This window comes from Algoriphagus aquimarinus, assembly GCF_007997215.1.
Lineage (GTDB): Bacteria > Bacteroidota > Bacteroidia > Cytophagales > Cyclobacteriaceae > Algoriphagus > Algoriphagus aquimarinus_A.
Window position 1 is genome coordinate 162648 of record NZ_VORW01000004.1, and the last position, 24798, is coordinate 187445.

Here is a 24798-nt window from a genome sequence, read left to right on the forward strand (position 1 = left end):
AAAAGTCTCGTGTATTAACAAATAAGAATGTTGGATCAATTGTTTAAGAAAAAACCTGTTTTGTTTTTAATGCTTTTATTGCCACTGCTTTGTAGTTCAAAAATAGTGCCCGAAACCGATTTTTTAAAAGATTCTAAAGTAACACCGGGCAAGTTGGAATTCTTTAGAGATTCAGTTCGGTTTGAGGTTTCAGGTACCATCCCTATCGAATCAGCCTTAAGTCCGAGAAGCCCAAAGTTAAGTTTACTTTTCAAGTCATCAGAGAATTTCATGCGTTTTGAAGATATAGAATTAACTAAGAAGGTTGCAGAATACGAATACAAGAAATCCTATGTGATAGCCTATGAGCCCTGGATGGAAGGCGCTTTTTTAGAAGCTCAGTTTTTTCAAGGTAAAAAAGCCCAGATAGAACCGTATCAGAAAAAAATACTATCTAGGGGTGTGATTACTACTCCTTTATTGGCGAAAATAGGTAATGTCAATCCAGATGAGCCAATACCTCAGGTTGGGCTATTTATTTCCACAGGGGTGATGGATGCTGATCTTTCACGATCGCAAGAGTTTCTGCTCAAGTTTGACGCAGGTTCTTCCACTATTAAAATGAATGCTGCGAATAAGAAAGCTATTGCTGATTTAAAGTCATTTTTGACTGAAAATTCGTCTGTGATGTCTTTTAGGATTACAGGTACTCAATCTCCAGAGGCCTCAGAAGGGAAAAGCAGTAAGCTGGGCATGGATAGGGCAGAGGCAGTAAAAAAACTTCTACTAGAATCAAATGTCTCTCTTAAAGAGAATGTGACAGAAATAAAGTCTCGGACGAATGACTGGTTTGATTTTCGGTTGCAGCTTCGTGGATACGATAAGCTTTTCACCCAAAGGAAAGACCAATATTATGCAGTTTTGTTAGATGGCTCAGACTATCAGTCACAAAGTCAATCACTAAAAAAGATAACGGGCTTTACTCAGGTCGCTAGTGAATTGTTTCCAGGTCTACGAGCTGCAAAAATTGAAGTGGTAGCAAAACCTCTTCCGGGACTTAATCAAGTGCAGTCTGCTTTGCTTCAAAGAGCATTGGAGGAAAAATCAGCAAGTTCTGATCTCGATTTAGTAGACTGGGCCATTGCTGGTGAGACTACTCCTCGTCTTGAAGATAAGGCGAAGATTTACAGCAAAATGACAGAGCTTTTTCGATCCGCGATTCCGTATAACAACTTGGCAGTAGTGAAAATGCGTCAAGCCCAGCGTACACTTGATCAAGCTACCAAAACTAAGTTATGGGAAGAAGCGAATGAATTGTTGTACCAAGCTTCCAAAATAGCCACCGATCCTTATGTTCTACACAATCAAGGTCAGATCTTGGTTTTACAGGGCAAAACTTGGGAAGCCTATAAGAAGCTTTCAGATGCTTCAGTTTTGACGCGTAATCAAGATTTTCTGAAATACAACGAAAGCTTACGAGGAGCATTAGACATTATGCGGGGAGATTACAAATTGGCTACCCTACGTTTTGATTATACTTATTCGGAACCTAAGGATTTTTTCAATAAAGGATTGGCATATTTTCTCTCAAAAGATTACGCCAATGCAACTTTGTCATTTGAGGAGTCAGTAATGTCTGGAAGAAACTATGGATATGGCTTTTATGGCTTGGCGATGGTTGCTGCGCAAAGTGCGCAAACCGAGGTTGCACTACTACAATTAGAGAAAGCAATTAATGCTAGTGAATTAATTTATCAAAAAGCATTGGTGGATCCGATATTTGAAGAAATCAGGTCATCTGATGAGTTTTTTCAAATATTCAGACCGTCTGTTAGCATTAATGAAAAATAAGTAACAATTTTTTAATCATTCACCTATTTTGATAAGTTAAAATATAGGGAATTGTATTATTCTGATTTTGGTAAAAGTCATAAATTAACCTAAATTGAGGCGTAATTGATGTTAAAACTGTGGATTAGTGCCGTTAAACTAAAAAAAATCCAAATTTTATTTTTGCTTTGAATTTGAATTTTGTTTAAGAATCTTTAACATTGATGCTTTAGTACCATTAGTGTAACCCAAAATACGTGCCTATGAACAATTCTACTTAGATGAAGCGTGCCTACCCAAGTAGCATCACGTACAGATGCTCTCAAATCTCAAAGTTTCACACAGTTGGTTTTTAAAAAAGCCGCGGTATAGTCGCAAAAGTATCCTGTAAACCGGGAGATCATCTTTTGCTATTATTTTGAGCATGATCGCAATCGATTGCATCAATAAAAAAAAAGACAAGTTTTTGAAATTAATCTTGTTACCCAATCTACCTATGTTTATGAAAAATTTTTACAAAAGGCTAAGTGTATTTATGATGCTCTTGGCGATTTCGAGTACGGTTGTACTCGCTCAAAACAAAGTTTCAGGAAAGATTCTGGATGAATCTGGTGTTGGACTTCCAGGTGCAACTGTAACTATAAAAGGAACTACTTCAGGTGTTGTAGCTGATATTGATGGAAATTACAGTATTGATGTTCCTTCAAATGGATCAGTCCTCGTATTTTCTTTCGTCGGGTATGCAACATTGGAAGAAGCGGTTCAGAGCAGATCGTTGATCAATGTTCAATTGAAACTATCAGAAAGTTCACTTCAGGAAGTTGTTGTGACTGGTTATGGAGCTCAATCCAAAAGAGATATTACCGGGGCTGTAACGACTGTGAATACCGACGAATTGCTCTCTATTCCAGCGACTACATTTGCTCAGCAGCTTCAAGGAAGAGCTGCCGGTGTGAACATTGTTAATGATGCTACTCCAGGAGGAGAAGCGACTGTCCGTATTAGAGGTTTTGGTACCATCGGTAACAATAACCCGTTATACGTGATTGATGGGGTGCCTACAGAGAGACAAGGCAATCTAAACCCTGCAGATATTGAGACTATTCAAGTGTTGAAAGACGCATCTGCTGCTTCTATCTATGGCTCAAGAGCTGCAAACGGTGTGGTTATCATCACTACTAAAAGAGGGAAAGTAGGTAAGACATCAATTTCATTCAATACCTATTATGGAACTCAGCAGTCTGGGAATTCTATGGAGGTATTGAATTCAGCAGAACTTGGTCAGTATTTGTATCTAGCTGATATCTATGCAGGCAAAACTCCAACTCACGGACAGTACACTTTTGGTCCAAATGGAGAAGTAGGGATTCCTGATTATGTTTTCCCAAGTGGTGCTATGAATGGTGACCCAGCTACCAATCCAGATCTGTATTCTTTACAACCAGGCAATATTTATGCAATCACTAAATCAGCTGATACCAACTGGTGGGATGAGGTGACTAGATCTGCGGCTATTAAAAATTATCAAATTTCTGCTGCTGGTGGTACTGAGAGCGGTCGATATGCTTTATCCGTCGGTTATTTCAATCAGGATGGTATCGTCAAGTTTATTGGCTATGAAAGATACTCTTTGAGAGCTAACACAGAGTTCAAAACTCTTAACAATAAATTGACTGTTGGAGAAAACCTTTCAGTAACATTTGACAATAGAAAAGGAGGGTTTGGAAATCAGGACGAGCAAAATGCCGTATCTGGATCTTACAAGCACCATCCTTTGCTGCCAGTATATGACATCGCTGGTAATTTTGCAGGAAGTAGAGGAGTTAACCTAGGAAACAACTTTAACCCTTATGCAATCATCTCACGTCAGCAAGACAACAGAACTTACAGAATGAGGGTTTTTGGTAATGCGTATGCTTCTTATGATTTCACAGACGATATCCAGTTTAAAACAAGTCTAGGTATTGATGCAAACACGAGTAGAGGTAGGTACCTAGGTCGCCCTCAACCTGAATATGTAGAAGGAAATTTCATCAATAGTACCACTGCAACTAGTGACTATCAGTATCAGTGGGTTTGGTCAAATGTCTTAAGCTATACGAAGACGTTCAATGACATTCACAATGTGGACGTGTACGTCGGAACTGAAGCTATCAAGGAATTTGGAGAGTTTTTCTCGGCAGGAAGACAAAGATTTGCATTTAATTCTCCTGAAATCCTTAGCTATTTGGACTTAGGTGATGCAACTACAGCTTCCAACTCTGGAAATGTGTCCAGAGATTACAGCTTGTTTTCTCAATTCGGTAAATTTAACTATTCTTATTTAGACAAATATTTGATTCAAGTTATCGTAAGAAATGATGCTTCTTCTAGGTTCTTGTCAGCATCAAGAAGCGCGGTTTTCCCTGCATTCAGTTTGGGTTGGAGATTGTCTGAGGAAGCAGCTGTAAGATCAGCATTACCTTTCGTGACTGATATGAAATTGAGATATGGATGGGGTAAGACTGGTAATCAAGCTATTGGTGATTACAACGCCTTCACTACCTACAGATCTAATATTTTCAATGCTGGATATCCTATTGATGGATCCACTTCTTCACCGACAATCGGTTTTGATGCACAGAAATTTGGAAATCCTAATGCTAAGTGGGAAACAACTACTTCTAACAACTTAGGATTGGACGTTTTGATGTTTGGTGATAAGGTTAATTTGGAGTTTGATCTTTGGCAGCGAGTGACTTCAGACATGCTATTTACTATTCCTATTACTTTCACTGCAGGTGATGCATCAGCTCCTTCTTCAAACGTGGGTCAAATTACAAACAAAGGAATTGACCTAAATCTAGGGTATAAAAACACTGCTGGAGGTGGAGATTTTAGTTATAGTGTTTCCGGTAATATCTCAACATATAGAAATGTGGTGGATAAATTGGATGATAATGAAGGTACCAGATTCTTCGGTTTTGGATCAAGAGTTCCAGCTGTGACATTGACTCAAGCTGGATTGCCATTGTCCTCTTATTATGGTTTCAATGTCCTAGGAATATTCCAAACTCAGGAAGAGGCTAATTCTCATGCTACTTACGGAAGCTACAATGCTCCGGGTAAATTCAAAATAGAAGATGTAAATAACGACGGAGAGATTACTGACCTCGATAGAACAGTAATCGGAAATCCTCATCCAGACTTTACGTATGGTATCAATTTGAATTTGGGTTACAAGAACTTTGAGTTTACCATTTTCGGTAATGGTTCTGTAGGTAATGATATCTTTAACTATGTTCGGTACTTCGCTGATTTCAATACGTTCCAAGGTAACAGGTCGAAAAGAGCTCTTTACGATGCATGGCAACCAAGCAACCCAACAGCGCCTAAGTCGCAGTGGGTAGCAGCTAATCCAAATGCAACAGCTCCTATTATGGACGCGAATGATCAAGTAAGTAGCCGTCCATCAAGCTACTTTATTGAGGATGGTACATATTTCCGAATCAGAAACATTCAATTGACTTATAATTTGCCAGCTACTACGCTGTCTAAAATTGGGTTTGGTAGAGCATCTCTGTATGTGCAGGGACAAAATCTTGTGACTATTACCAAATACTCAGGTTTAAATCCAGAGATTCAGACAAATACTGATAATACACTCGGTTTTGATGGGGGATATATGCCGGTATCAAAGAATTTTTTGATAGGTCTTAATCTAAATTTCTAAATATATTCTGTTATGAAAACGATATATAAATTACTATCACTTGTAATGTTATTATTTATCACGATCAGTTGTGGTGATGAATTCTTAACAAATGAGCCACAAGGACAATTCTCATCGAAAGGATTGGCTACTGAATCAGGAGTGGAAGGACTTCTGTTGGGCTCTTATAAAATGCTTTCAGGTACTGGACTGGATGGTCAGGCTCCATGGGAAAATGATGTTCAAAACTGGGTGTTTGGTGGTATAGCTTCAGATGATGCATACAAGGGCACAGATGCCGGGGATCAGCCTGAGCAGTCTTTTATCGAGGCATATGATTTTCAGGCTTTTAACGGGCACATTAAAAATAAGTGGAGAGGTCTGTACAAGGGCATTGCAAGAGCAAATGATGCACTTAATACTTTAAAACAAGTAGAGGATGTCAGTGAAGCTACTAGGACTCGTATTATCGCTGAAGCAAGATTCTTAAGAGGATTTTTCCATCTTGAAGCTAGAAAAATGTGGAAAAGCCCTCCATATATCAGTGATGAGATTTTTGATATCAATGATGTAGAAAGCACAAAGGTTCCTAATGACGTCGAAATCTGGCCTTTAATCGAAGCCGATCTCCAAGCTGCGATGGAAAAACTACCTGAGACGCAAGCTCAAGTAGGAAGGCCTACCAAGTGGGCAGCTATGGCATTACTAGCTAAAGCAAAAATGTACCAGGGATGGGATGCAAACGGTAATGCCAACACGGCCAAACTTACTGAAGCAAAAGCGCTTTTGGATCAAATCGTAAATAGTGGAAAATTCACGCTTGTTGATAAATTTCAAGACAACTTCTTGGTTGAAACACGTAACAATGCTGAGTCTATCTTTGAAATTCAATACGCGATAAACAGTGCCAATGACCAAGCTTCAAATCAGGGAGTGGGTCTTGCGCACCCATACATCGATCCATGGGGATGCTGTGGGTTCTACCAAGCTTCTCAAAACTTGGTGAATGCTTTCAAGACATCTCCTTCTGGACTTCCTCTTTTGGACAACTTCAATAATTCAGATGTGACTTGGGAGACTGAGTACACTGGATTCCTTGACCCTAGAATCGATCATTCTTTAGGAAGACCAGGAATTCTTTTCAAGGATTTTAAAATTCATGGGACAGATTTCGTAAGGGACGTATCTTACGCAGGCCCTTATTCTTCTATGAAGCATGTAGCAGAAAAAGCAGCCTTTGGTATTGGTGGATGGGGTAACCTGACTGCTAATAATTACAGGATTCTGCGTTACGACATGATTTTGCTATGGTTAGCTGAAGCTGAAGTTGAGATTGGAAGTCTTGAAAGAGCGAGGCAATTGGTGAATATGGTCAGGACAAGGGCGGCAAATCCAGATAGTTTCGTTCCTAAAGCTATCCAAGGAAGTTCAAGAAATGATTTCACCATCGTGGATGGAGTACCAGCGGCGAATTACAACATCAAAACTTATGATGTTTCATGGACTGACAAAGATCTTGCTAGAAAGGCTGTAAGATTCGAAACTAGACTTGAGTTTAGCATGGAAGGACATCGTTTCTTTGACCTTCAAAGATGGGGTATTTCTGCCCAGGTGTTGAATGATTATCTGGCTGTTGAGAAAAATAAGCGAGTGTACTTAAGTGGAAAAACATTTACCAAGAATAAAAATGAATATTTCCCTATTCCACTTGAGGCCATTGATAGATCGTTGAAAGATGGCAATCCTACTTTGACTCAGGATCCCAATTATTAACTTGATTTAACTTTAACCTAAAGAGCCTATCCTATAACTTTGGATAGGCTCTTTATTTTTGCCTACCTGACTACCCTGAGTTTATGCTACAAACTGGATCCGATACATATTGCTTTATCCTCAATTGTCTCTGGAGTTATGCCGCCCTAAAACCCATCTTGGTCGCTGTGATGAAGGTAATGGGAAGCATTCATGTTTTGGTTGGCAGATTGCTACTTTCCATCACTTTTTCGCGCTTGATGCTGGTTCTGAATTTACAGCTGGAGCACGGAAAAGATTGCTTGTTTTCAAGCCAGTAGTGTTTGGTGCAGCCACAGCTTTTGCAGTGAATACCTTGTTAAATTCGTTGGTTTTTGATGAACGCAATGCAAGCAGATTCGTCAGGGAACCTATTGTGGAAATTGAAGATATTTATGGTCAAAACCGTCTATTTCTACCTAATTAAAATGATTGATTACCTTAATAAAGCAAGTGTCACTACCTGTCAGTTTTAACTTATTTGGCTACTGTTGACTTTGCGGATATACAAGTACTTCAATAACACATCAGTTAATGCTTAAGCAAATTCAGGCAAAAACTTTTCCATACGCACAAAAGACCTATAGATTAGAACGTGATTTGGGAAATTTCTTTGAGAAAGTAAATCAAGAAAAACCGAGGTTGCACTACTACAATTAGAGAAAGCAATTAATGCTAGTGAATTAATTTATCAAAAAGCATTGGTGGATCCGATATTTGAAGAAATCAGGTCATCTGATGAGTTTTTTCAAATATTCAGACCGTCTGTTAGCATTAATGAAAAATAAGTAACAATTTTTTAATTATTCACCTATTTTGATAAGTTAAAATATAGGGAATTGTATTATTCTGATTTTGGTAAAAGTCATAAATTAACCTAAATTGAGGCGTAATTGATGTTATTGCTACGAATTAGTGCAGGTAACCTAAAAAAATTCCAAATTTTATTTTAGCCTTTGAATTTGAATTTTGTTTAAGAATCTTTAACATTGATGCTTTAGTACAATTAGTGTAACCCAAAATATTTGCCTATGACCTATTCTACTTAGAAAGAAGTGTGCCCACCCATGTAGCGTCACTTACAGATGCTCTCAAACCTAAAGGTTTTTCACAGCTGGTTTTTAAAAAGCCGCGGTATCGCAAAAGTATCCTGTAAATCGGGAGAATATCTTTTGCTATTATTTTGAGCATGATCGCAAACGATTGCATCAATAAATTACAAGGACAAGTTTTTGAAATTAATCTTGTTACCCAATCTATCTATGTTTATGAAAAATATTTACAAAAATCTGAGTGCACTTTTTGTGCTCTTAGTTCTTACCGGAGCGGCTGCCTTTGCGCAAAAAACCGTTACTGGTACTGTATTAGACGAGTACGATATAGGACTTCCAGGGGTTACTATCCTCGTGAAAGGAACGACAACAGGGACTGCTACAGACATTGACGGAAAGTTCTCCCTCAATGTGCCAAGTGATCAGTCTGTTCTAGTGTTCTCATTTATAGGTTATTCTCCTATTGAGCAGGCAGTTGGAAACAGAAGCATCGTGGATGTTAAAATGGCTCCAGACGAAAGAACTCTTACTGAAATGATTGTAACAGGTTACACCATTGACAGTAGAAGAGAAACTACAGGGGCTATCGCTACTGTAGATCCAAAGGATTTGACAGTAATACCTACTGGTAACGTAGAGCAGGCTCTTCAAGGCCGTGTTTCTGGTGTTACGGTAATTACAAACGGTCAACCAGGTACTTCTTCAATTATCCGTGTTCGTGGTTTTGGATCTTTCGGCGGAAATCAGCCACTATATGTGGTGGATGGGGTTCCAGTACAATCTACAGATTTCTTGAATCCTGATGACATCGAATCAACTACAGTGTTGAAAGATGCAGCAGCAGCATCTATCTATGGTGCTAGAGCATCAAATGGTGTGATCATTTATACCACTAAGAGAGGCCGTAAAGGAGATCAGAAATTGAGAGTGGATTACAACGGTATGTTCGGTGTGACTACTCCAGGTGAAGGATTAGAAATGATGAATCCACAGGATTTCGCTACCTATACTTGGCTAGCAGAGACTAATCAAGCTATGCAAGATGGCAGAGCTCCTAAATATGAGCACCCTCAGTTCGGTAACGGAACCACTCCTGTTTTGCCTTACTATATCAATGTCGGTGGTGCATCCGGAGTAGCTGGACCATTCTCTGAAGCACAATTGGCTACAGAGAGAGAAAACTATAATGTGGATAGATCAAAAGGTGGTGTATATCAAGTAGTAAGAGCTGCAACTGGTCAGGGTACTGACTGGTATAAAGAACTTACTAGAAATGCTCCTTTGAATAGACACTCTATCGGCTTGAATGGTGGATCTGAATCCAGTAGATTTTTTGTTGGATTAGGATATCAGGACCAAGCAGGTATTATGTTGAATAATAATTTCAAGAGGATATCACTACGTGCTAACTCTGAGTTTGATGTTACTAAGAGATTTAGAATTGGAGAAAACTTCCAAGCTACTTATCGTCAAGTTTTAGGTCAAAGTGGTGGTACTGGTGGACAGGGTGTTGCTCAGGATGAGAACGATATCTTGCAAGCATTCCGTATGCCTTCTATTATACCTGTTTACGATGAATTCGGTGGCTACGCAGGTACTGCGGCTAAAGGATTTAACAACCCTAGAAACCCGATTGCAAACCGTGATGGTCAAGTAAACAATAGAAACTTTAATGCGAATATCTTCGGTAACGTTTATGCAGAAGTTGATCTTATTGACAACGTGAAGTTCAGAACTTCTTTCGGTGGACAGTATAATAACTACTACTATTGGGACTACGGCAGATTGCAGTATGAGAACTCTGAAAATAACTCAGCATTCGGTTATGGCGAAGGTTCTGGTTTTAACTTCGGTTGGGTATTTACCAATACAGTTAGCTGGAAAAAGCAATTTGACAAGCATTCATTTGACGTGATTTTAGGTCAGGAAGCTTTAAATAATGGAGCAGGGCGAAACATTAGCGCAAGTGGACAGAATCCTTTCTCTACTGATCCAGACTTCGTTACAATCTCAAACTTACCAGTGTCTACTAGACAAGTAAATTCATCTCAGTATAAAGGCGTGAATTTCGCTTCCTACTTTGGTAGATTAAACTATACTTATAACGATAAGTATCTATTCAGTGCAGTGATTAGACGAGATGGTGCATCTGTATTTGGAGCTAACTCTAGATATGGTGTATTCCCTGCATTGTCAGGTGCATGGAGAATGTCATCTGAAAGTTTCATGTCTGGCATGACTTGGATAGACGAACTGAAAGTTCGTGGTGGATGGGGACAAATGGGTAACTCTAATCCAGTTCCTGCGACCAACCAATATTCTCTATTCGGAGGAAATGTCGGTGCTTCTTCTTATGACATATCGGGTTCTAACTCTTCAGCTTTAATAGGCTTTAGAAGAACTACTATAGGTAACCCAAATACACAGTGGGAAACTGCAGTTACCCAAAACATAGGTTTTGATGGTACATTCTTCAATGGTAGATTAGATGTAATATTTGATGTATGGCAGAAGGATACTAAGGATCTATTGTTCCAACTTCCAATTCCACAGACTGCTGGTAGTAATGCTACTCCACCTTTTGTGAACATTGGTCAGATGAAAAACGCAGGTATAGATCTTTTGGTAGCTGTAAAAGGTAATCTTTCTAGTGCCTTCACTTACGATATGACAGTTACTGCATCTACTTTGAAAAATGAGATTGTTGCTTTGGCGCCAGGATTGGATATCATTACTTCCATCAACCCTAGCTACAGAGGTATTCAGCCAATCAGAAACCAAGTAGGTCACTCACTTTCTTCCTTCTACGGATACCAAGTTGAAGGTCTATTTAGTTCTGCAGAAGATGTCGCTAACCACGCAACACAAGATGGTGCTGCACCTGGTCGATTCAAATATGCTGATATTGAAGGTAGAGATGCAAATGGTAAGCTAACTGGTAAGCCAGATGGCCAAATCACTCCAGATGATAGAACATTTATAGGTAGCCCAGTTCCTGATTTCACAGGTGGTGTAAACTTTACAGTGGGTTACAAAGGATTGGATTTGTCTGTTTATGTATACACTTCTCTAGGTAATGAGATTTTCAATCAATCTAGATGGTTCACTGATTTCTATCAGACGTTTGAAGGAGCAGCTATTTCTGAGCGTTTGAAAGATGCTTGGACTCCACAAAATCTTGGAGCTACTATTCCTATTGTAGAAAAAACTGCAAACTTCTCTACCTCTAACGTAGCTAATTCATTCTATGTAGAAAATGGATCTTACTTGAGATTGCAGAACGTAACTTTAGGTTACACTCTTCCAGCTCCTTTACTAGAGAGATGGAGATTGGAAAAACTTAGAGTATTTGCTTCTACTAACAACTTGTTTACTATCACAGGTTATAGTGGTCTAGACCCTGCAGTAGGTGGAAATGCCGATACTACTTTCGGTATTGATGTAGGTAACTACCCAGTTACTCGAGGTTATACTTTTGGAGTAAATCTTAGCTTCTAAGTATTGTTAAATAGATAAATCTAGTTATAGAAACTATAATTGATTATAAAACATGAAGAATTATAAATTAAAAGTCGGAGCTCTTTTGTCATCAGCATTGATGATGGTGGCAGTGAGCTGTAGCGATGAGTTTCTCGAGGTTCCAGCTACTGGACAACTCGCAGAGGCACAATTGACCACTCTTGCTGGGCTTGAGGCATCTTTGATTGCGGCTTATTCTCAAGTAAATGGCAGGGGAAATAGACTAGCCTCACCATCCAACTGGGTGTGGGGAAGTATCAGAGGTGGAGATGCCAATAAAGGGACAGATCCAGGTGATTTCAGTACAATTAACCCTATTCAGCGATTTGAAACTAATGCTGCCTCAGGTGATGTTGGTTCTAAGTGGAACGGCGCATATGAAGGCATCGCAAGAGCAAATAATGTTCTTAGGCTGATGATGAGTAAGGCTGGTGACGTAACACCTGCAGATGAAGCTAGAATTTCAGCTCAAGCTAGATTCTTGAGAGCTCACTACTACTTTGAACTGAAAAGAGACTACGGTAATACTCCTTATGTCGATGAAACAGTAGATTATGGCTCAGGATTAGAGGAAGTTAGCAATACGCAAGATTTGTATCCTTTTATCGAAGCCGATCTTCAATTTGCAATATCAAACCTTCCAGCTGTTCCTTCTCAGGTAGGTAGAATCAACTCATGGGGTGCCAAGGCACTTCTGGGTAAAGTTTACCTTTATCAAAAGAAGTATCCTGAAGCTAAAACTCTTTTTGACGATGTAATAGCAAATGGAGTAACCAGTAAAGGAGATAAATATGGTTTAATTGATAATTATGGAGATGTGTTTAGAGGAGCATTTGACAACACCCAAGAGTCAGTTTGGGTTTATCAAGCGGCTGCTGGAACTGGTTCTGTAAATAATGCGAATCCTGAATTTGATTTGAACTACCCTTACAATGGTGGACCAGCTGGTTGCTGCGGGTTCTTCCAACCAAGCTTTTCTTTCGTAAACTCTTTCAGAACTGATGCTACTGGTCTTCCATATGTGGATGGGTCTTTTAACGCTTCAGCTAATAGAGTTAAGAATGATATGGGATTAGCTAGTGACGCTGCCTTTACAACTGATCAAGGAAATTTGGATCCAAGATTAGATCATACTGTAGGTAGAAGAGATATCCCTTATTTGGATTGGGGAAATCACCCAGGGGCTGCTTGGATCAGGAATCAGCCAAATGGTGGACCATATGCTCCTAAAAAGTATATCTACCAGAAAGCTGAAATCGGCAGCTTCCAAGATGGATCAAGCTGGACGGCTGGCTACACTGGTATGAACTTTAACATGATCAGATTCGCTGATGTATTGTTGATGGCTGCTGAAGTAGAAGTAGAAGTAGGTAGCTTGGAAACAGCTCGTGGATATGTGAATAGAGTTAGAACTCGTGCTATGAACTCCATTCTTAAAGATGAGACAGGAACCGCTGCAGCTAACTATAAAATAAGTCTATACAATACACCGTGGAGTAGTCAAACTGCTGCTAGAGACGCGGTTCGATTCGAAAGAAAACTTGAACTCGGAATGGAAGGCCATAGATTCTATGACTTAGTAAGATGGGATATCGTTCAAGCAGAATTGGATGCGTACTTTGCACATGATGGAGCTATTTTGATAGCTGCACTTGGTGGAGCTAAATTCACTGATAAGTATAAGTTTGTTCCAATCCCTCAAGATCAGATTGACTTGGTAGGGCCTGATATTCTAATTCAGAATCCTGGATTCTAATTAGTTGATTCACATACATTTTAAAAGGGAGGCATTTGCCTCCCTTTTTTTTTGTATTTAATGCTTAAAAAAGCTAAGTTATATTTCTGAATCGCACCCAAATGTGGTAATTTCAAACACCTAAGTACCCAACCTATTTACTATGAAGTTCACTTATTCTGGCCTATTGGTTTTATTCCTTTTGGCTTTTTCCTCTTGCAAAAAAGAAACTACTCTATTCGAACTTATCCCCTCTAGTACGACAGGCATTGATTTTAGTAATACAATTGTAGAATCTGACTCATTTAATATCCTCACTGATGAATATATCTTTAATGGTGGAGGTTTGGCCGTGGCAGATTTTGACAATAACGGACTGCCTGATCTGTTTTTTACAGGAAACCAAGTTCCGAATAAACTATACCTCAATTCTGGTAAATTCAAGTTTGATGATATAACAGAGTCTGCCGGTGTAGCTGCTGCTAATCAATGGTGTACAGGTGCGGCTGTTGTAGACATAAACGGAGATGGCTGGATGGATATTTATGTTGCCTCCGCAATGAAACTCGGTCCAGGTGAGCGGAATAATTTGCTTTTTGTGAACCAAGGAAAGGATGCCTTGGGGCAAATTACTTTTAAAGAAATGGCAACTGAGTATGGTATTGCTGATTCTGGAAATGCAATGTGGGCTTCCTTTATAGATTATGATTTGGATGGAGATTTGGATTTGTACGTGCTGAATAATGAGCAAAAGCGAAGTGTGCCAAGTAACTATCGCCTAAAAATAACTGACGGTTCTGCTATTAATAATGATAAGTTTTACAGAAATAATGGTGATGGTTCATTTACAGATGTGACCATAGAAGCCGGGATTACCATTGAAGGATATGGATTGGGTTTATTGGTTGCTGATTTGAATAATGATGGCTGGCCTGATATTCATGTCAGTAATGATTATGTGACTAATGATATTCTATATATCAATAATCAGGATGGTACTTTTTCCAATCAATCCAATGAAAGGCTGAGACATCAAAGCCAATTTTCAATGGGAGGTGATATTTCTGATTTTAACAATGATGCCCGACCAGATATTATCACACTTGATATGCTCGGGGAAGATAATTATCGTAAGAAGACAACCATTGGGAACAACTCTTACCAGGTCTATATAAGCAACGAACAATGGGGCTACGAATACCAGTATGTCCGGAATATGCTCCATATGAATACTGGCGATAATGTGCCATTTAGTGAGATAGGAATGATGGCAGGCATGTATCAAACTGACTGGAGTTGGGCGCCATTATTTGGTGATGTGGACAATGATGGCTATCGTGATCTGCTGGTGACTAATGGGTTTCCAAGAGATATTACAGATAAAGACTTTGCTAATTACAGAGCAGATGTGGGCAGCATAGCTACTACCCGTCAGCTGTTAGATTCCATACCAATCGTAAAAATCCCAAACTATGCATTCAAAAATAATGGTGATTTAACATTTACTGATCAAGGAATCAATTGGGGTTTGAATAAACCTTCATTTTCCAATGGGGCAGCTTTTGTAGATCTGGATAATGATGGTGATTTGGATTATGTGGTAAATAATATCAATGATCCTGCTTTTGTATTTCAAAACCATCTTAAAAATTCGGAGCAAAAGAATAATTATGTGAGGTTGGAACTGAAAGGCTCAAAGCTAAATCCCCAAGGTTTAGGGACCAAAATTTTACTCACCCTTCCAAACGGAAATCAGCTCTATCAGGAGCAGCAAGTTGTAAGAGGCTACATGTCATCGATTGATGAAGTGATGCATTTCGGAGTGGGTGAAGTTTCTGAAATCACCTCTATTCAGGTTATTTGGCCAGATGGAAAAGAAAGTTCTTTGGCAAATGTGAAGGTAAATCAGCTACTTGAATTTGCATATTCAGATGCAAAGGAAGGTAAAAACAAATTGGCAATAATTCCTACAGAACCAACAAATGCACTTTTTGAGGAAGTTTCGACAGCAAAGGGTTTAGAATACACACATGAAGAAGATGATAAAGTTGATTTCAATATTCAGCGTGTCATTCCACACAAACTGAGTCAGTATGGACCAAGCCTAGCAGCTGGTGATGTGAATGGAGACGGACTCGAGGATTTGGTGGTTGGATCAGCTTCTGGGTATGCTCCGCAGGTATTTATTCAAAATTTAGAAGGAAAGTTTTCTATTAAGAATCTAATTCCAGAAGACGGGAATTTCTTTGAGGAAATGGGTATTCTGCTTTTTGATATAGACAACGATTCAGATCTCGATATGTATCTGGTGGGAGGAAGCAACGAGTTTTTGGGAGATGCCACTGAGTATACAGATCGATTGTTTTTAAATGATGGTAAGGGAAATTATTCGCTGGACAAGAACTTTTCTTCGGTAAAAGCAAGTGGATCAGCCGTTCGTGGTGCTGATTTCGATGGAGATGGCTTTATGGATTTATTCGTAGGCGGCCGGACGCCTGTTGCGCAATATCCTTTTCCTGATAGAAGCTTTCTACTTAAAAATATCAATGGTCAACTTCAGGATGTCACGGATGAAATTGCTCCTGGACTTCGCAAAGTAGGTATGGTGACGGATGCAATCTGGTCAGATGTAGATGCTGACGGGTTGGTAGATTTGGTTGTAGTAGGAGAATTGATGGAGATTTCTGTTTTCAAGAATACCGGAGAAAAACTAACAAAGCTCGAAAATACCGGACTTGAAAATTATTTGGGTTGGTGGAATTCTATCACTTCTGGAGATTTTGATCAAGATGGAGATACTGATTTTGTAGTTGGGAATCTAGGTGAAAACAACTCGCATCATCCCACAGCTGAACGACCTGTTAAGATTTACGCTAAGGATTTTGATAATAATGGCAGTGTGGACCCAATCACTTTTGCTTACTACAAGGATCGTGAAGGTAATTACAACTCATTTCCAAGTCATTTCTGGGGAGATTTGTATGGACAAAGTCCCATGTTCAGAAGGAAGTTTGAACGCTATAAGCTATATGCACTAAGTACTGAGCAGTCTCTTTTTACTGAAAAAGAAAGGGAGGATGCACTAATTCTTATAGGTAATTATGACAAGACTGCCTACATCGAAAACCTTGGTAATGGTAAGTTTCAAGTTAAACGACTACCAACTTTAGCGCAGATAGCGCCGGTAAATGGACTTGCCACTGAAGATGTAAATGGAGATGGATATCCGGATGTAGTTCTGATTGGTAATGATTACGGTAATGAGATCTTTGTCGGTCGCCTTGATGCTCATTTAGGCTTGGTGCTCTTAGGAGATGGAAAAGGAAATTTTACGCCAATGAGCCCTCAAGAAAGTGGATTTGTCGTTCCTGGAGATGGTAAAGCCTTGGTGAAAATAGCTTCCGCTCAAGGACAGCCTCTTTTCGTGGCTTCCCAAAACAGAGGAAAGCTTCTGATGTTCCAACATAAGAATGCGCAGACGAATAGATCAATCACCGTTGGTCAGGAAGTCATGGCAGTGATATTAGAATTGGAAAATGGTCAGAAACAACGGATTGAAACCAGTCTTGGGTCTGGATTTCTATCTCAATCTGGAAGAGAAGTTATTCTTCCAAAAGGAGTGAAAGGAATTCAATTACAGGACTATAAAGGGAATATGAAGGCTGTAGATATGAATTCCTTGGATTGATTACTTATACATTTTCCCTGCCTTAGCCTCGCAGATATCAATCATAAGCTCAGCAACTTTATCGGTAACATCCTCAAAATATTTCCTCCCTTTTTCAGGGGAGGATTTTTTTGGATTGCCTATTCCAGTGTCTTCCGATACTTCAGACCATTTTCGTTCGGCCCAAGCCCATTTTTCTTGCACTCCTTTGATTGTGGATTTTTTCTCTGCCCCATCCCCAGCTTGCTCTAGCGGTAAAACCAATTCGGGATGTAGATGCATAATGATGGAAGTTTCCATTTCGTCAGCATGGTCACCAGCTTCTTCAAAGTATTTAGTCTTATCTAATGCCTGAAACCAGTTGCAGGTAAAAAGCATCATCTCAGGAAACTTGAGTCCAAGTTCACGGAGCATCGTTTTGAAGTCATTTCCGCCGTGGCTATTTAGAATCAATAGCTTCTTTGTTCCTTGTCTATTTAGAACCGTAATGATATCCTTCAGAATCATCAGCTGCGTACTTGGATTCAGATTGATATCCAAATAGATGTCGGACTGACCCGTATTTACTCCAAAAGGAATCGTGGGCATGATCGTGACATTGGCTCCTTTTTCCCAGGCTTTTCTTCCAGATTCACTAGCCACAGCATCCGCTTCATACACATCTGTGCCATAAGGCATGTGATAGTTATGTGCTTCAGTAGCACCCCAAGGTAAAACGGCCAATTCGAAACGATGATTTTTAAGAGTTTTCCAGTTGGATTCTGCAAGTAGGTAGGGTTTCATATGACTGTTTTCTTATTGAAGTTAGATGGGATTCGTCTGGTTAATAAACAATTCTTGTTGCTGTTTGGCTTAATTATGCTCCTTTCATAAATTGATTTTAAATGAAATCAAGGATGATGAGCCTAATTAGCCTCAATTTTAATAATTTGAACGCTGATTCTAAATTAACTCGAATGTCTCAAAGAAGAAAGTTTATTAAGCAATCCCTTATGGGCACTGCTCTATTCATACCAGGAGTTTCTACCATTGCTGAAGCTAAAGCTCCTTCGCTTTTCAAAGGAGAAAAACCACTTATCTTGTCAACTTGGAATCACGGTTTGCCAGCAAATGCTGCGGCTGTAGAAAAATTGAAAACAGGCGGGAGCATAATTGATGCTGTAGAAACGGGAGTTAAAGACACTGAGTTGGATCTGAGTAACTTGTCTGTAGGCTTGCAAGGCTTGCCAGACAGAGAAGGAATTACTACGCTAGATGCTTCTATCATGTCAGGAGATGGTTCTTGTGGTGCTGTAGCCTTTGTAAGACAGGTTAAGCACCCAATATCCTTGGCAAGAGTAGTGATGGAAAATACGCCTCATGTGATGATTGTTGGTGAAGGCGCAAGACAATTGGCTATATCTGAAGGTTTTCCAATTGAGAAAGAGGAGCTAAGCCCAAAAGCTAAGGAAGCTTACGAGAAGTGGAAAATCACTAGTCAATACAAGCCAATCATCAATATTGAAAATCACGATACTATTGGAATGATCGGGATGGATGCCAAAGGTAATATGGCAGGAAGTTGTACGACTAGCGGTCTTTCTTACAAAATGCATGGTAGAGTAGGTGATAGTCCGATAATCGGCGCCGGATTATTTGTAGATAATGAAGTCGGAGCTGCTACTGCCACTGGTTTGGGTGAGTCTATTATTCGGATCTGTGGAAGCTTTTTGATTGTGGAATTGATGTGTCAAGGACGTACACCACAAGAAGCATGTGAAGAGGCGGTGAAGCGTTTGATTGCAAAAAACAGCAAGAATATTAAAGATATACAAGCAGGTTTCCTTGCCATGAATAAAGATGGTGAAGTTGGCGCTTACGCAGTTCACCCAGGTTTCAATTTTGCGCAAGCAACTCTTCAGAAAAATGGGATGATTGATTCAGGCTCACATTTCAAATAATGAATAAGATAACCTTAGAATCTCCGGTTTTCAATGTGGAAGCTGCCATGGATGCAGCGAATTTTGGTGTTCACCGCTTGGAGCTATGTGCTAATTTTCCTGAAGGGGGAGAGACACCTAGCGCTGGAATGCTTAAATTCTTAAAAACTGAAATTGATATCCCGGTATTTGTGATGATTCGTCCCCGAGGTGGTGACTTTGCCTATTCTCAGAAAGAGCTGATGGTGATGAAGCGCGATATTGAATTATTGGGAGCTCAAGGCGCGGATGGGTTTGTGTTTGGAGTATTGGATAATCAGGGTTTTGTGGACGTGGATTCATGTAAGTCGCTTTTAAGAGCGGCCTCAGGCAAGCCATGTACATTTCATCGAGCATTTGATGCATCTGCTGATTATTTCGATTCCTTGGAGAAAATCATAGCCTGTGGTTTTGATCGTATTTTGACTTCGGGTGGAAAAAATTCTGTTACTGAAGGATTGGATACGTTGAAAGAATTAATGGCAAAGGCTCAGGATAGAATCAGCATTATGCCAGGAGGAGGAACTAAGCCTGAACATGTTTTGGAGTTGAAAAAAACAGGTTATTTGACTGAAATCCATGCCTCATGCAAAACTTGGAAACCTTCGGCTAATCAATATCTTAATGCGGATGTTTCATTTTCTGATGATCCTAAATCCTTTACCCACCACCTTAGAATAGATCAGGAAGTAGTTAGACAATTTTTGGAGGTAATCAAAGAATGAGGTTATTAAGCCTGACTGTAGTAGTTGTAACGATTGTCTTAGGCTCATGCAGTCCTATTTCTGAGAGGAAGCAACCCCCTCCTTCACTTGAGTTGTTGGCTTCTATCGATTTGAATTTAAATGGGGAGCAACTTGCAAATGCCTATTGCGCAAGCTGTCATGTGAAGCCTGAGCCCGAAATTCTGGATAAAAATACTTGGAAAGATAAAGTGCTTCCAGACATGAGAATGCGAATTGGACTTTATTTACCGGAAGATTTTGGAAACCCATTACCAGAAGATTTGGGCGTGCCTCCGGGAATTTATTCAAAGAGAGCATTGATTCGAAGAGAGGATTGGGATAAAATTCATGCCTATTACATGGAAAATGCGCCAGACTCTCCTTTACCTCAGGCTAAAAAAGCAATCCCAAAGGTGGGAATCCCAGGCTTTCATGCTTCTCAGCCTGATTTTAAAAGAACTAGAAGTAATCTATCTATCATGCTAAAAATTCATCCGGAAAGCGGTGATGTGTGGCTGGGAGATCGTTTGAAGATGATTTATATCCTTGATTCCAAAAATGGATTTCAGATAAAAGATTCTATTTCAACTGATGTAGCGCCTGTGGATATCAGATGGAATGATGATGCTACTTTCGACCTGCTGACGATGGGAAGAATGGATCCATCCAATGACACATTGGGAAAGGTCTCCAGATTTTGGAAAGAAGGTCAGGTGTGGGAAAGTGAAGAGCTATTGAACAAGCTGATCCGGCCGGTAAATCTAGCTGTTGCTGATTGGAATGGAGATGGGCAGCTGGATAGAGTTGTTTCGCAGTTTGGAAATCACCTTGGGAAATTGAGTATTTATCTTTCTGGAACTACTACGCCAACAGAAGTGATTTTAAGGTCCCAGCCTGGCGCAAGGCGTGCAATTGCAGTTGATTTCGATAAAGACGGCGATTTGGATGTGCTTGGACTTATGGCGCAGGCGCAGGAAGGAGTTTATGTCTGGTTAAATGAAGGTGGGAATAAGTATAAAGAGAAAGTGTTACTTCGTTTTCAGCCTGCATTTGGATCTAGCGACTTCCGGTTTGAGGACGTGAATAAGGATGGGCACAAAGATATTATTGTCGTGAATGGAGACAACGCAGATTTGTCAAAAGTGCTTAAGAATTTCCACGGGGTTCATGTTTTTTTGAACAATGGAGAAAATGAATTTGAAGAGTCTTGGTTTTACCCAATGCATGGAGCGAGCGGGATTGAAATAGCGGATTTTGACGGAGATGGTGATCAGGATTTCTTTGTTCTGTCTTTCTTCCCTGATGATTCACAAATACCTAAGCAGAACCTAGTTTATTTCCGTCAAAGTGAAATAGGTGAATTTGAGCCTTTTGTAATGAGTGAGAATTTTGAAGGAAATTGGCTGACGATGACATCCGGTGACGCTGATTTGGATGGAGATACTGACTTGCTGGTTGGTTCCTTTGAATTTGATGATCTATACAAGGGAGCTACTAAATCGTGGAAGCCATTTATTTATTTGGAAAACAAAAGGAATTAATGTTTTGGTGTTACGACTATTTAAAAAATATAGTTCTGATTAATCATATTTTTTAAACTATAATTTTTAATTGCGGTGTAGTTTCGGTAATTTATTCTTTCAACCTTAATTTTTAACCTATGGTAAAAAGTTTTCAAGGGGTCAGAATGGCAGAGCCCAAAAAAGCCCCGATTCCGCAAATTCTTGTCAAAGAGTATATGAGTACTGGCTTGATTACTTTCAAACCTGATGACACCATTGATCAAGTGATGGAAGTACTTACCAAGCGAAGAATCTCCGGAGCACCTGTAATTGATGCTTCTGGTGCCTTAGTTGGTATTATTTCAGAGGTGGATTGTCTAAAAGAGATCATTAAAGGGAAATATACCAACACGCCTAAGTTTCCTGCCAAAGTCAGTGAGCATATGTCTATTGATGTGCTTACGCTTTCTCCAGATTTGTCCATTTTTGATGCTGCTTCACAATTTTTGATGCATAAAATCCGACGATTCCCTGTGATGAAAGATGGAGTGCTTTTGGGTCAGATCAGTCTGAGTGATATCATTCGGGCGTTTCCTACTTTAAGGCAGACTACCTGGTAAAAAATAATTACTAAAATATGAATGCCCCCAGTAAGGAAGAAGATCCTTAGTGGGGGCATTTTTTATTTTGAACTGTCAATCGCTCTCTCTATATCAAGAATGATATCTTCAAAATGCTCTAATCCGATCGATAATCTGACCAATCCATCCGATATCCCGACTTGAGCCCTTTCTTCAACAGAAAGCTTGCTGTGTGTAGTGGAAGCTGGATGAGTGACTATGCTTCTACTATCTCCAAGATTAGCAGTGATAGAGATCATCTGAAGTTGGTCGATGAATCGCTGTGCACGTTGTACACCGCCTTTTAAGTCCAGCGTAATTACTCCACCACCTTGACTCATTTGTTTTTTGGCGATTTCGTATTGCGGATGCGATTTGAGGAAAGGATATTTTACGGTAAGTATTTCTGGATTTCCTTCAAAATACTCAGCTACTGTTAGTGCATTGCTGCAATGTCTGTCCATTCTCAAGCCAAGTGTTTCCATACTTTTTGCAAGAATCCATGCGTTGAATGGAGAAATGGAAGGTCCTGTATGCCTGGCGAAAAAGTGTACCTCTTTCATCAAATCAGCTTTGCCTAAGATCAAACCACCAAGAACTCTTCCTTGTCCATCAATGTATTTGGTCGCGCTGTGAGTGACGATATGAGCACCCCATTTGGCTGGTTGCTGCAGGTAGGGGGAAGCAAAGCAATTGTCTACTACTAGGATTAGATTATGTGCTTCCGCAAATTTCCCCGCCCATTCCAAATCGATTATCTCCAGGCCCGGATTGGATGGAGTTTCGATGAAAAGCATTTTAGTGTTGGGTTGTACGAGTTTATCCCAATTCAAATAATCAGAAATATCACCGTATGTCGAGGTGATGCCCCATTTAGGAAATACTCGTGTCAAAAGCTGATGTGTAGACCCGAAAAGGGATCGGGCCGCTAGCACATGATCACCTTGCTGAAGCAGCGCAGCAATACTTCCAAACATGGCTGCCATACCAGAAGCTGTGGCAAAGCCATCTTCAGTTCCCTCAGCAGCGCAGACTTTTTCTATCAAGTCGCTGGAGTTGGGATTGGCATATCGGGAATAGATATTTCCTTCTATTTCCTCTGCAAAAGTAGCTCTTGCTTCTTCTGCAGAATCAAATGTAAAACTGGAAGTAAGATAGATCGGAGCAGAGTGCTCTCTTTGGCTGGACTTTGAGGGTGAAATCCGTACAGAATTCGTTTCGAAGTGCTTACTCATTTATTGATCAGTTTAGATTTTGACAATACTAATCAAGCAGATTTGAGAAAATCAAACCCAAAGGCGGTAAGCGAACTAAAAGGGATTATTTGTTAAGTAAGCCAATCTATAGTTCCCGCATAGGGTAGGATTTGGCACCGTTCTCCGTTTCGGGATGGTTGCCAGAGGGTCATAGAGCCTAATCTCTCGCCTCTTCTTTATAAATCAGTTGCCTGAAGTGATGCAAAGAAAGACCGAGATTCGGGAAATTCCAAATCTTTTTGATCAATCGTTAAATTGATTCATAGTTCGTTCTATACCGATGGAGCAAAAAGTCAAGCTCATTTCTATCGCTTTGTCCATTATTATGGGTAATTCAGCAAATTCAGGGGTAGTGAATTTGCCTAAAACAAAATCAATTTGCCTTCCTTTTGGGAAATCATCTCCTATTCCCATTCTGAGTCTTGGGTAGTTTTGACCACCCGTGAGTTCCTCGATGTTTTTCAGGCCATTATGACCAGCTGCACTTCCTTTCGGTTTCATACGAAGTTTACCAAAAGGGATAGCTACATCATCTACGATCACTAACGTGTTCTCTTTGGTTACCTGAAGCTCCTTCATCCAGTAATTCATTGCTTTACCACTTAGATTCATGTAAGTAGTAGGCTTGATCATATGAATAGTTCTGCCTTTGTGTTTGAACTCTGTTTTGAAGGCTAGTCTATCGCTTTTCCATGAACATTCTTTTGCGTCAGCAAGTCTGTCCACAGTCAAAAATCCAATGTTGTGTCGGGTGAGTTCGTACTCTGGGCCAATGTTTCCTAGGCCAATGATTAGATATTTCATCTTACTGCAGCTATATGGCTTGAAAATAAAAAATCCTGCCCAGTTATGGGCAGGATTTTGAATGAATATGAGACTGAATCTATTCTTCGTCTCCGCCTTTCTTGCCTCTAAGTGCTCTTGGAATACCAATAGTCACGATAGAAACACTTGGGCTTGTCAAAACTTCAAATCCTTCTACTTGTACATCTTCTACTTTAAAAGATTTACCCAAGTCAAGGTTAGAAATATCAACAGGAATAACGTCAGGGAAGTCTTTTGCAAGACCTTTTACTTTCAATACTCTAGTTTTCAATTCTAGTTTACCACCTTTTGCAAGGCCTGGAGAACTACCAACAACTTTCACAGGGATTTCGAATTTGATCGGCTTATCATCAGCAAAAGCTACAAAGTCAGCGTGGAGAATAGCCTCACTTACCGGGTGGAACTGCGCATCTTTCAATACTGCTTTGATGATAGTTCCTTCGATGTTCAACTCAACCATGTGAACTTCAGGAGTATAAATCAATTCTCTGAAAAGGATAATAGGAGTGTAGAAGTGAATCTGCTCTTTGATACCTGGTCCGTAAACCACACAGGGAACATTACCTGATTCTCTCAATTCAGAAAGACTGGCACTGTCGAGATTTGCTCTTTTAAACCCTATAATCTCAAGATATTTCATATTGTATT

14 protein-coding genes, 1 pseudogene and 1 riboswitch are annotated in these 24798 nt (G+C 39.8%); of the genes and pseudogenes, 10 read left to right on the plus strand and 5 right to left on the minus strand.

Features of this window, described 5'->3' with window-relative positions; translation table 11 throughout:
- The first annotated feature begins 105 nt into the window (after positions 1-105).
- The 3 genes from ESV85_RS09460 (at position 106) to ESV85_RS09470 (ending at position 7273) form a co-directional block, all read left to right on the plus strand.
- Entirely contained in the window at positions 106-1830 is a 1725-nt protein-coding gene (locus tag ESV85_RS09460; protein WP_191321980.1) for a hypothetical protein, read from the plus strand.
- A gap of 481 nt (positions 1831-2311) precedes the next feature.
- Positions 2312-5521 (plus strand): SusC/RagA family TonB-linked outer membrane protein, encoded by a 3210-nt coding sequence (locus ESV85_RS09465; protein WP_146916921.1) that lies wholly within the window; start codon positions 2312-2314, stop codon positions 5519-5521.
- Between the two features lie 12 nt (positions 5522-5533).
- On the plus strand, positions 5534-7273 hold the full coding sequence (locus ESV85_RS09470) for a RagB/SusD family nutrient uptake outer membrane protein (RefSeq protein ID WP_146916923.1): 1740 nt from the start codon (positions 5534-5536) through the stop codon (positions 7271-7273).
- A gap of 139 nt (positions 7274-7412) precedes the next feature.
- Here the strand turns inward: ESV85_RS09470 and ESV85_RS09475 are convergent.
- Positions 7413-7688: pseudogene (locus tag ESV85_RS09475) on the minus strand (transposase); the annotation flags it as partial.
- An 865-nt stretch (positions 7689-8553) separates the two neighbouring features.
- Here ESV85_RS09475 and ESV85_RS09480 point away from each other — a divergent pair.
- The 3 genes from ESV85_RS09480 (at position 8554) to ESV85_RS09490 (ending at position 17285) form a co-directional block, all read left to right on the plus strand.
- Positions 8554-11841 carry a SusC/RagA family TonB-linked outer membrane protein gene (locus tag ESV85_RS09480; RefSeq protein WP_146916925.1) on the plus strand — a complete coding sequence of 1096 codons (3288 nt, stop codon included), beginning with the start codon at positions 8554-8556 and terminating at the stop codon, positions 11839-11841.
- A 52-nt stretch (positions 11842-11893) separates the two neighbouring features.
- Entirely contained in the window at positions 11894-13618 is a 1725-nt protein-coding gene (locus tag ESV85_RS09485; protein WP_146916927.1) for a RagB/SusD family nutrient uptake outer membrane protein, read from the plus strand.
- A gap of 142 nt (positions 13619-13760) precedes the next feature.
- Positions 13761-17285: a VCBS repeat-containing protein gene (locus ESV85_RS09490; protein WP_146916928.1), complete on the plus strand. Its 3525-nt coding sequence runs from the start codon at positions 13761-13763 to the stop codon at positions 17283-17285.
- Here ESV85_RS09490 and ESV85_RS09495 read toward each other — a convergent pair whose 3' ends face one another.
- Entirely contained in the window at positions 17286-18047 is a 762-nt protein-coding gene (locus tag ESV85_RS09495) for a creatininase family protein (RefSeq protein WP_146916930.1), read from the minus strand. It abuts the gene before it with no gap.
- 173 nt (positions 18048-18220) lie between these two features.
- On the opposite strand from ESV85_RS09495, the gene ESV85_RS09500 reads away from it, so the two are divergent.
- From ESV85_RS09500 to ESV85_RS09515, 4 genes are all read left to right on the plus strand, one after another.
- Positions 18221-19204: a N(4)-(beta-N-acetylglucosaminyl)-L-asparaginase gene (locus tag ESV85_RS09500; RefSeq protein ID WP_146916932.1), complete on the plus strand. Its 984-nt coding sequence runs from the start codon at positions 18221-18223 to the stop codon at positions 19202-19204.
- Positions 19204-19947, plus strand: coding sequence for a copper homeostasis protein CutC (locus tag ESV85_RS09505; protein ID WP_146916934.1), 744 nt, complete (start codon positions 19204-19206; stop codon positions 19945-19947). The genes ESV85_RS09500 and ESV85_RS09505 overlap by 1 nt, the downstream gene beginning before the upstream one ends.
- Positions 19944-21488, plus strand: a complete 1545-nt coding sequence (locus tag ESV85_RS09510) for an FG-GAP repeat domain-containing protein (protein WP_146916936.1) — start codon at positions 19944-19946, stop codon at positions 21486-21488. Before ESV85_RS09505 ends, ESV85_RS09510 begins: the two co-directional genes overlap by 4 nt.
- A gap of 119 nt (positions 21489-21607) precedes the next feature.
- Complete coding sequence (locus ESV85_RS09515) at positions 21608-22069, plus strand: CBS domain-containing protein (protein ID WP_146916938.1); 462 nt, start codon at positions 21608-21610, stop codon at positions 22067-22069.
- Positions 22070-22131: 62 nt separating this feature from the next.
- On the opposite strand, the gene ESV85_RS09520 is transcribed toward ESV85_RS09515, so the two are convergent.
- The 3 genes from ESV85_RS09520 to ESV85_RS09530 form a co-directional block, all read right to left on the minus strand.
- Complete coding sequence (locus tag ESV85_RS09520; RefSeq protein ID WP_146916940.1) at positions 22132-23304, minus strand: trans-sulfuration enzyme family protein; 1173 nt, start codon at positions 23302-23304, stop codon at positions 22132-22134.
- A 103-nt stretch (positions 23305-23407) separates the two neighbouring features.
- Positions 23408-23510: riboswitch (SAM riboswitch) on the minus strand.
- 58 nt (positions 23511-23568) lie between these two features.
- Entirely contained in the window at positions 23569-24129 is a 561-nt protein-coding gene (pth, locus tag ESV85_RS09525) for an aminoacyl-tRNA hydrolase (protein WP_146916941.1), read from the minus strand.
- Between the two features lie 79 nt (positions 24130-24208).
- Positions 24209-24790 (minus strand): 50S ribosomal protein L25/general stress protein Ctc, encoded by a 582-nt coding sequence (locus ESV85_RS09530; protein ID WP_146916943.1) that lies wholly within the window; start codon positions 24788-24790, stop codon positions 24209-24211.
- Positions 24791-24798 lie beyond the last annotated feature (8 nt).

Coding starts and splice junctions, on each gene's coding strand:
- ESV85_RS09465 (WP_146916921.1), top strand. CDS start 2,312: ATGAAAAATTTTTACAAAAGGCTAAGTGTATTTATGATGCTCTTGGCG.
- ESV85_RS09470 (WP_146916923.1), top strand. CDS start 5,534: ATGAAAACGATATATAAATTACTATCACTTGTAATGTTATTATTTATC.
- ESV85_RS09480 (WP_146916925.1), top strand. CDS start 8,554: ATGTTTATGAAAAATATTTACAAAAATCTGAGTGCACTTTTTGTGCTC.
- ESV85_RS09485 (WP_146916927.1), top strand. CDS start 11,894: ATGAAGAATTATAAATTAAAAGTCGGAGCTCTTTTGTCATCAGCATTG.
- ESV85_RS09490 (WP_146916928.1), top strand. CDS start 13,761: ATGAAGTTCACTTATTCTGGCCTATTGGTTTTATTCCTTTTGGCTTTT.
- ESV85_RS09495 (WP_146916930.1), bottom strand. CDS start 18,047: ATGAAACCCTACCTACTTGCAGAATCCAACTGGAAAACTCTTAAAAAT.
- ESV85_RS09500 (WP_146916932.1), top strand. CDS start 18,221: ATGTCTCAAAGAAGAAAGTTTATTAAGCAATCCCTTATGGGCACTGCT.
- ESV85_RS09505 (WP_146916934.1), top strand. CDS start 19,204: ATGAATAAGATAACCTTAGAATCTCCGGTTTTCAATGTGGAAGCTGCC.
- ESV85_RS09510 (WP_146916936.1), top strand. CDS start 19,944: ATGAGGTTATTAAGCCTGACTGTAGTAGTTGTAACGATTGTCTTAGGC.
- ESV85_RS09515 (WP_146916938.1), top strand. CDS start 21,608: ATGGTAAAAAGTTTTCAAGGGGTCAGAATGGCAGAGCCCAAAAAAGCC.
- ESV85_RS09520 (WP_146916940.1), bottom strand. CDS start 23,304: ATGAGTAAGCACTTCGAAACGAATTCTGTACGGATTTCACCCTCAAAG.
- pth (WP_146916941.1), bottom strand. CDS start 24,129: ATGAAATATCTAATCATTGGCCTAGGAAACATTGGCCCAGAGTACGAA.
- ESV85_RS09530 (WP_146916943.1), bottom strand. CDS start 24,790: ATGAAATATCTTGAGATTATAGGGTTTAAAAGAGCAAATCTCGACAGT.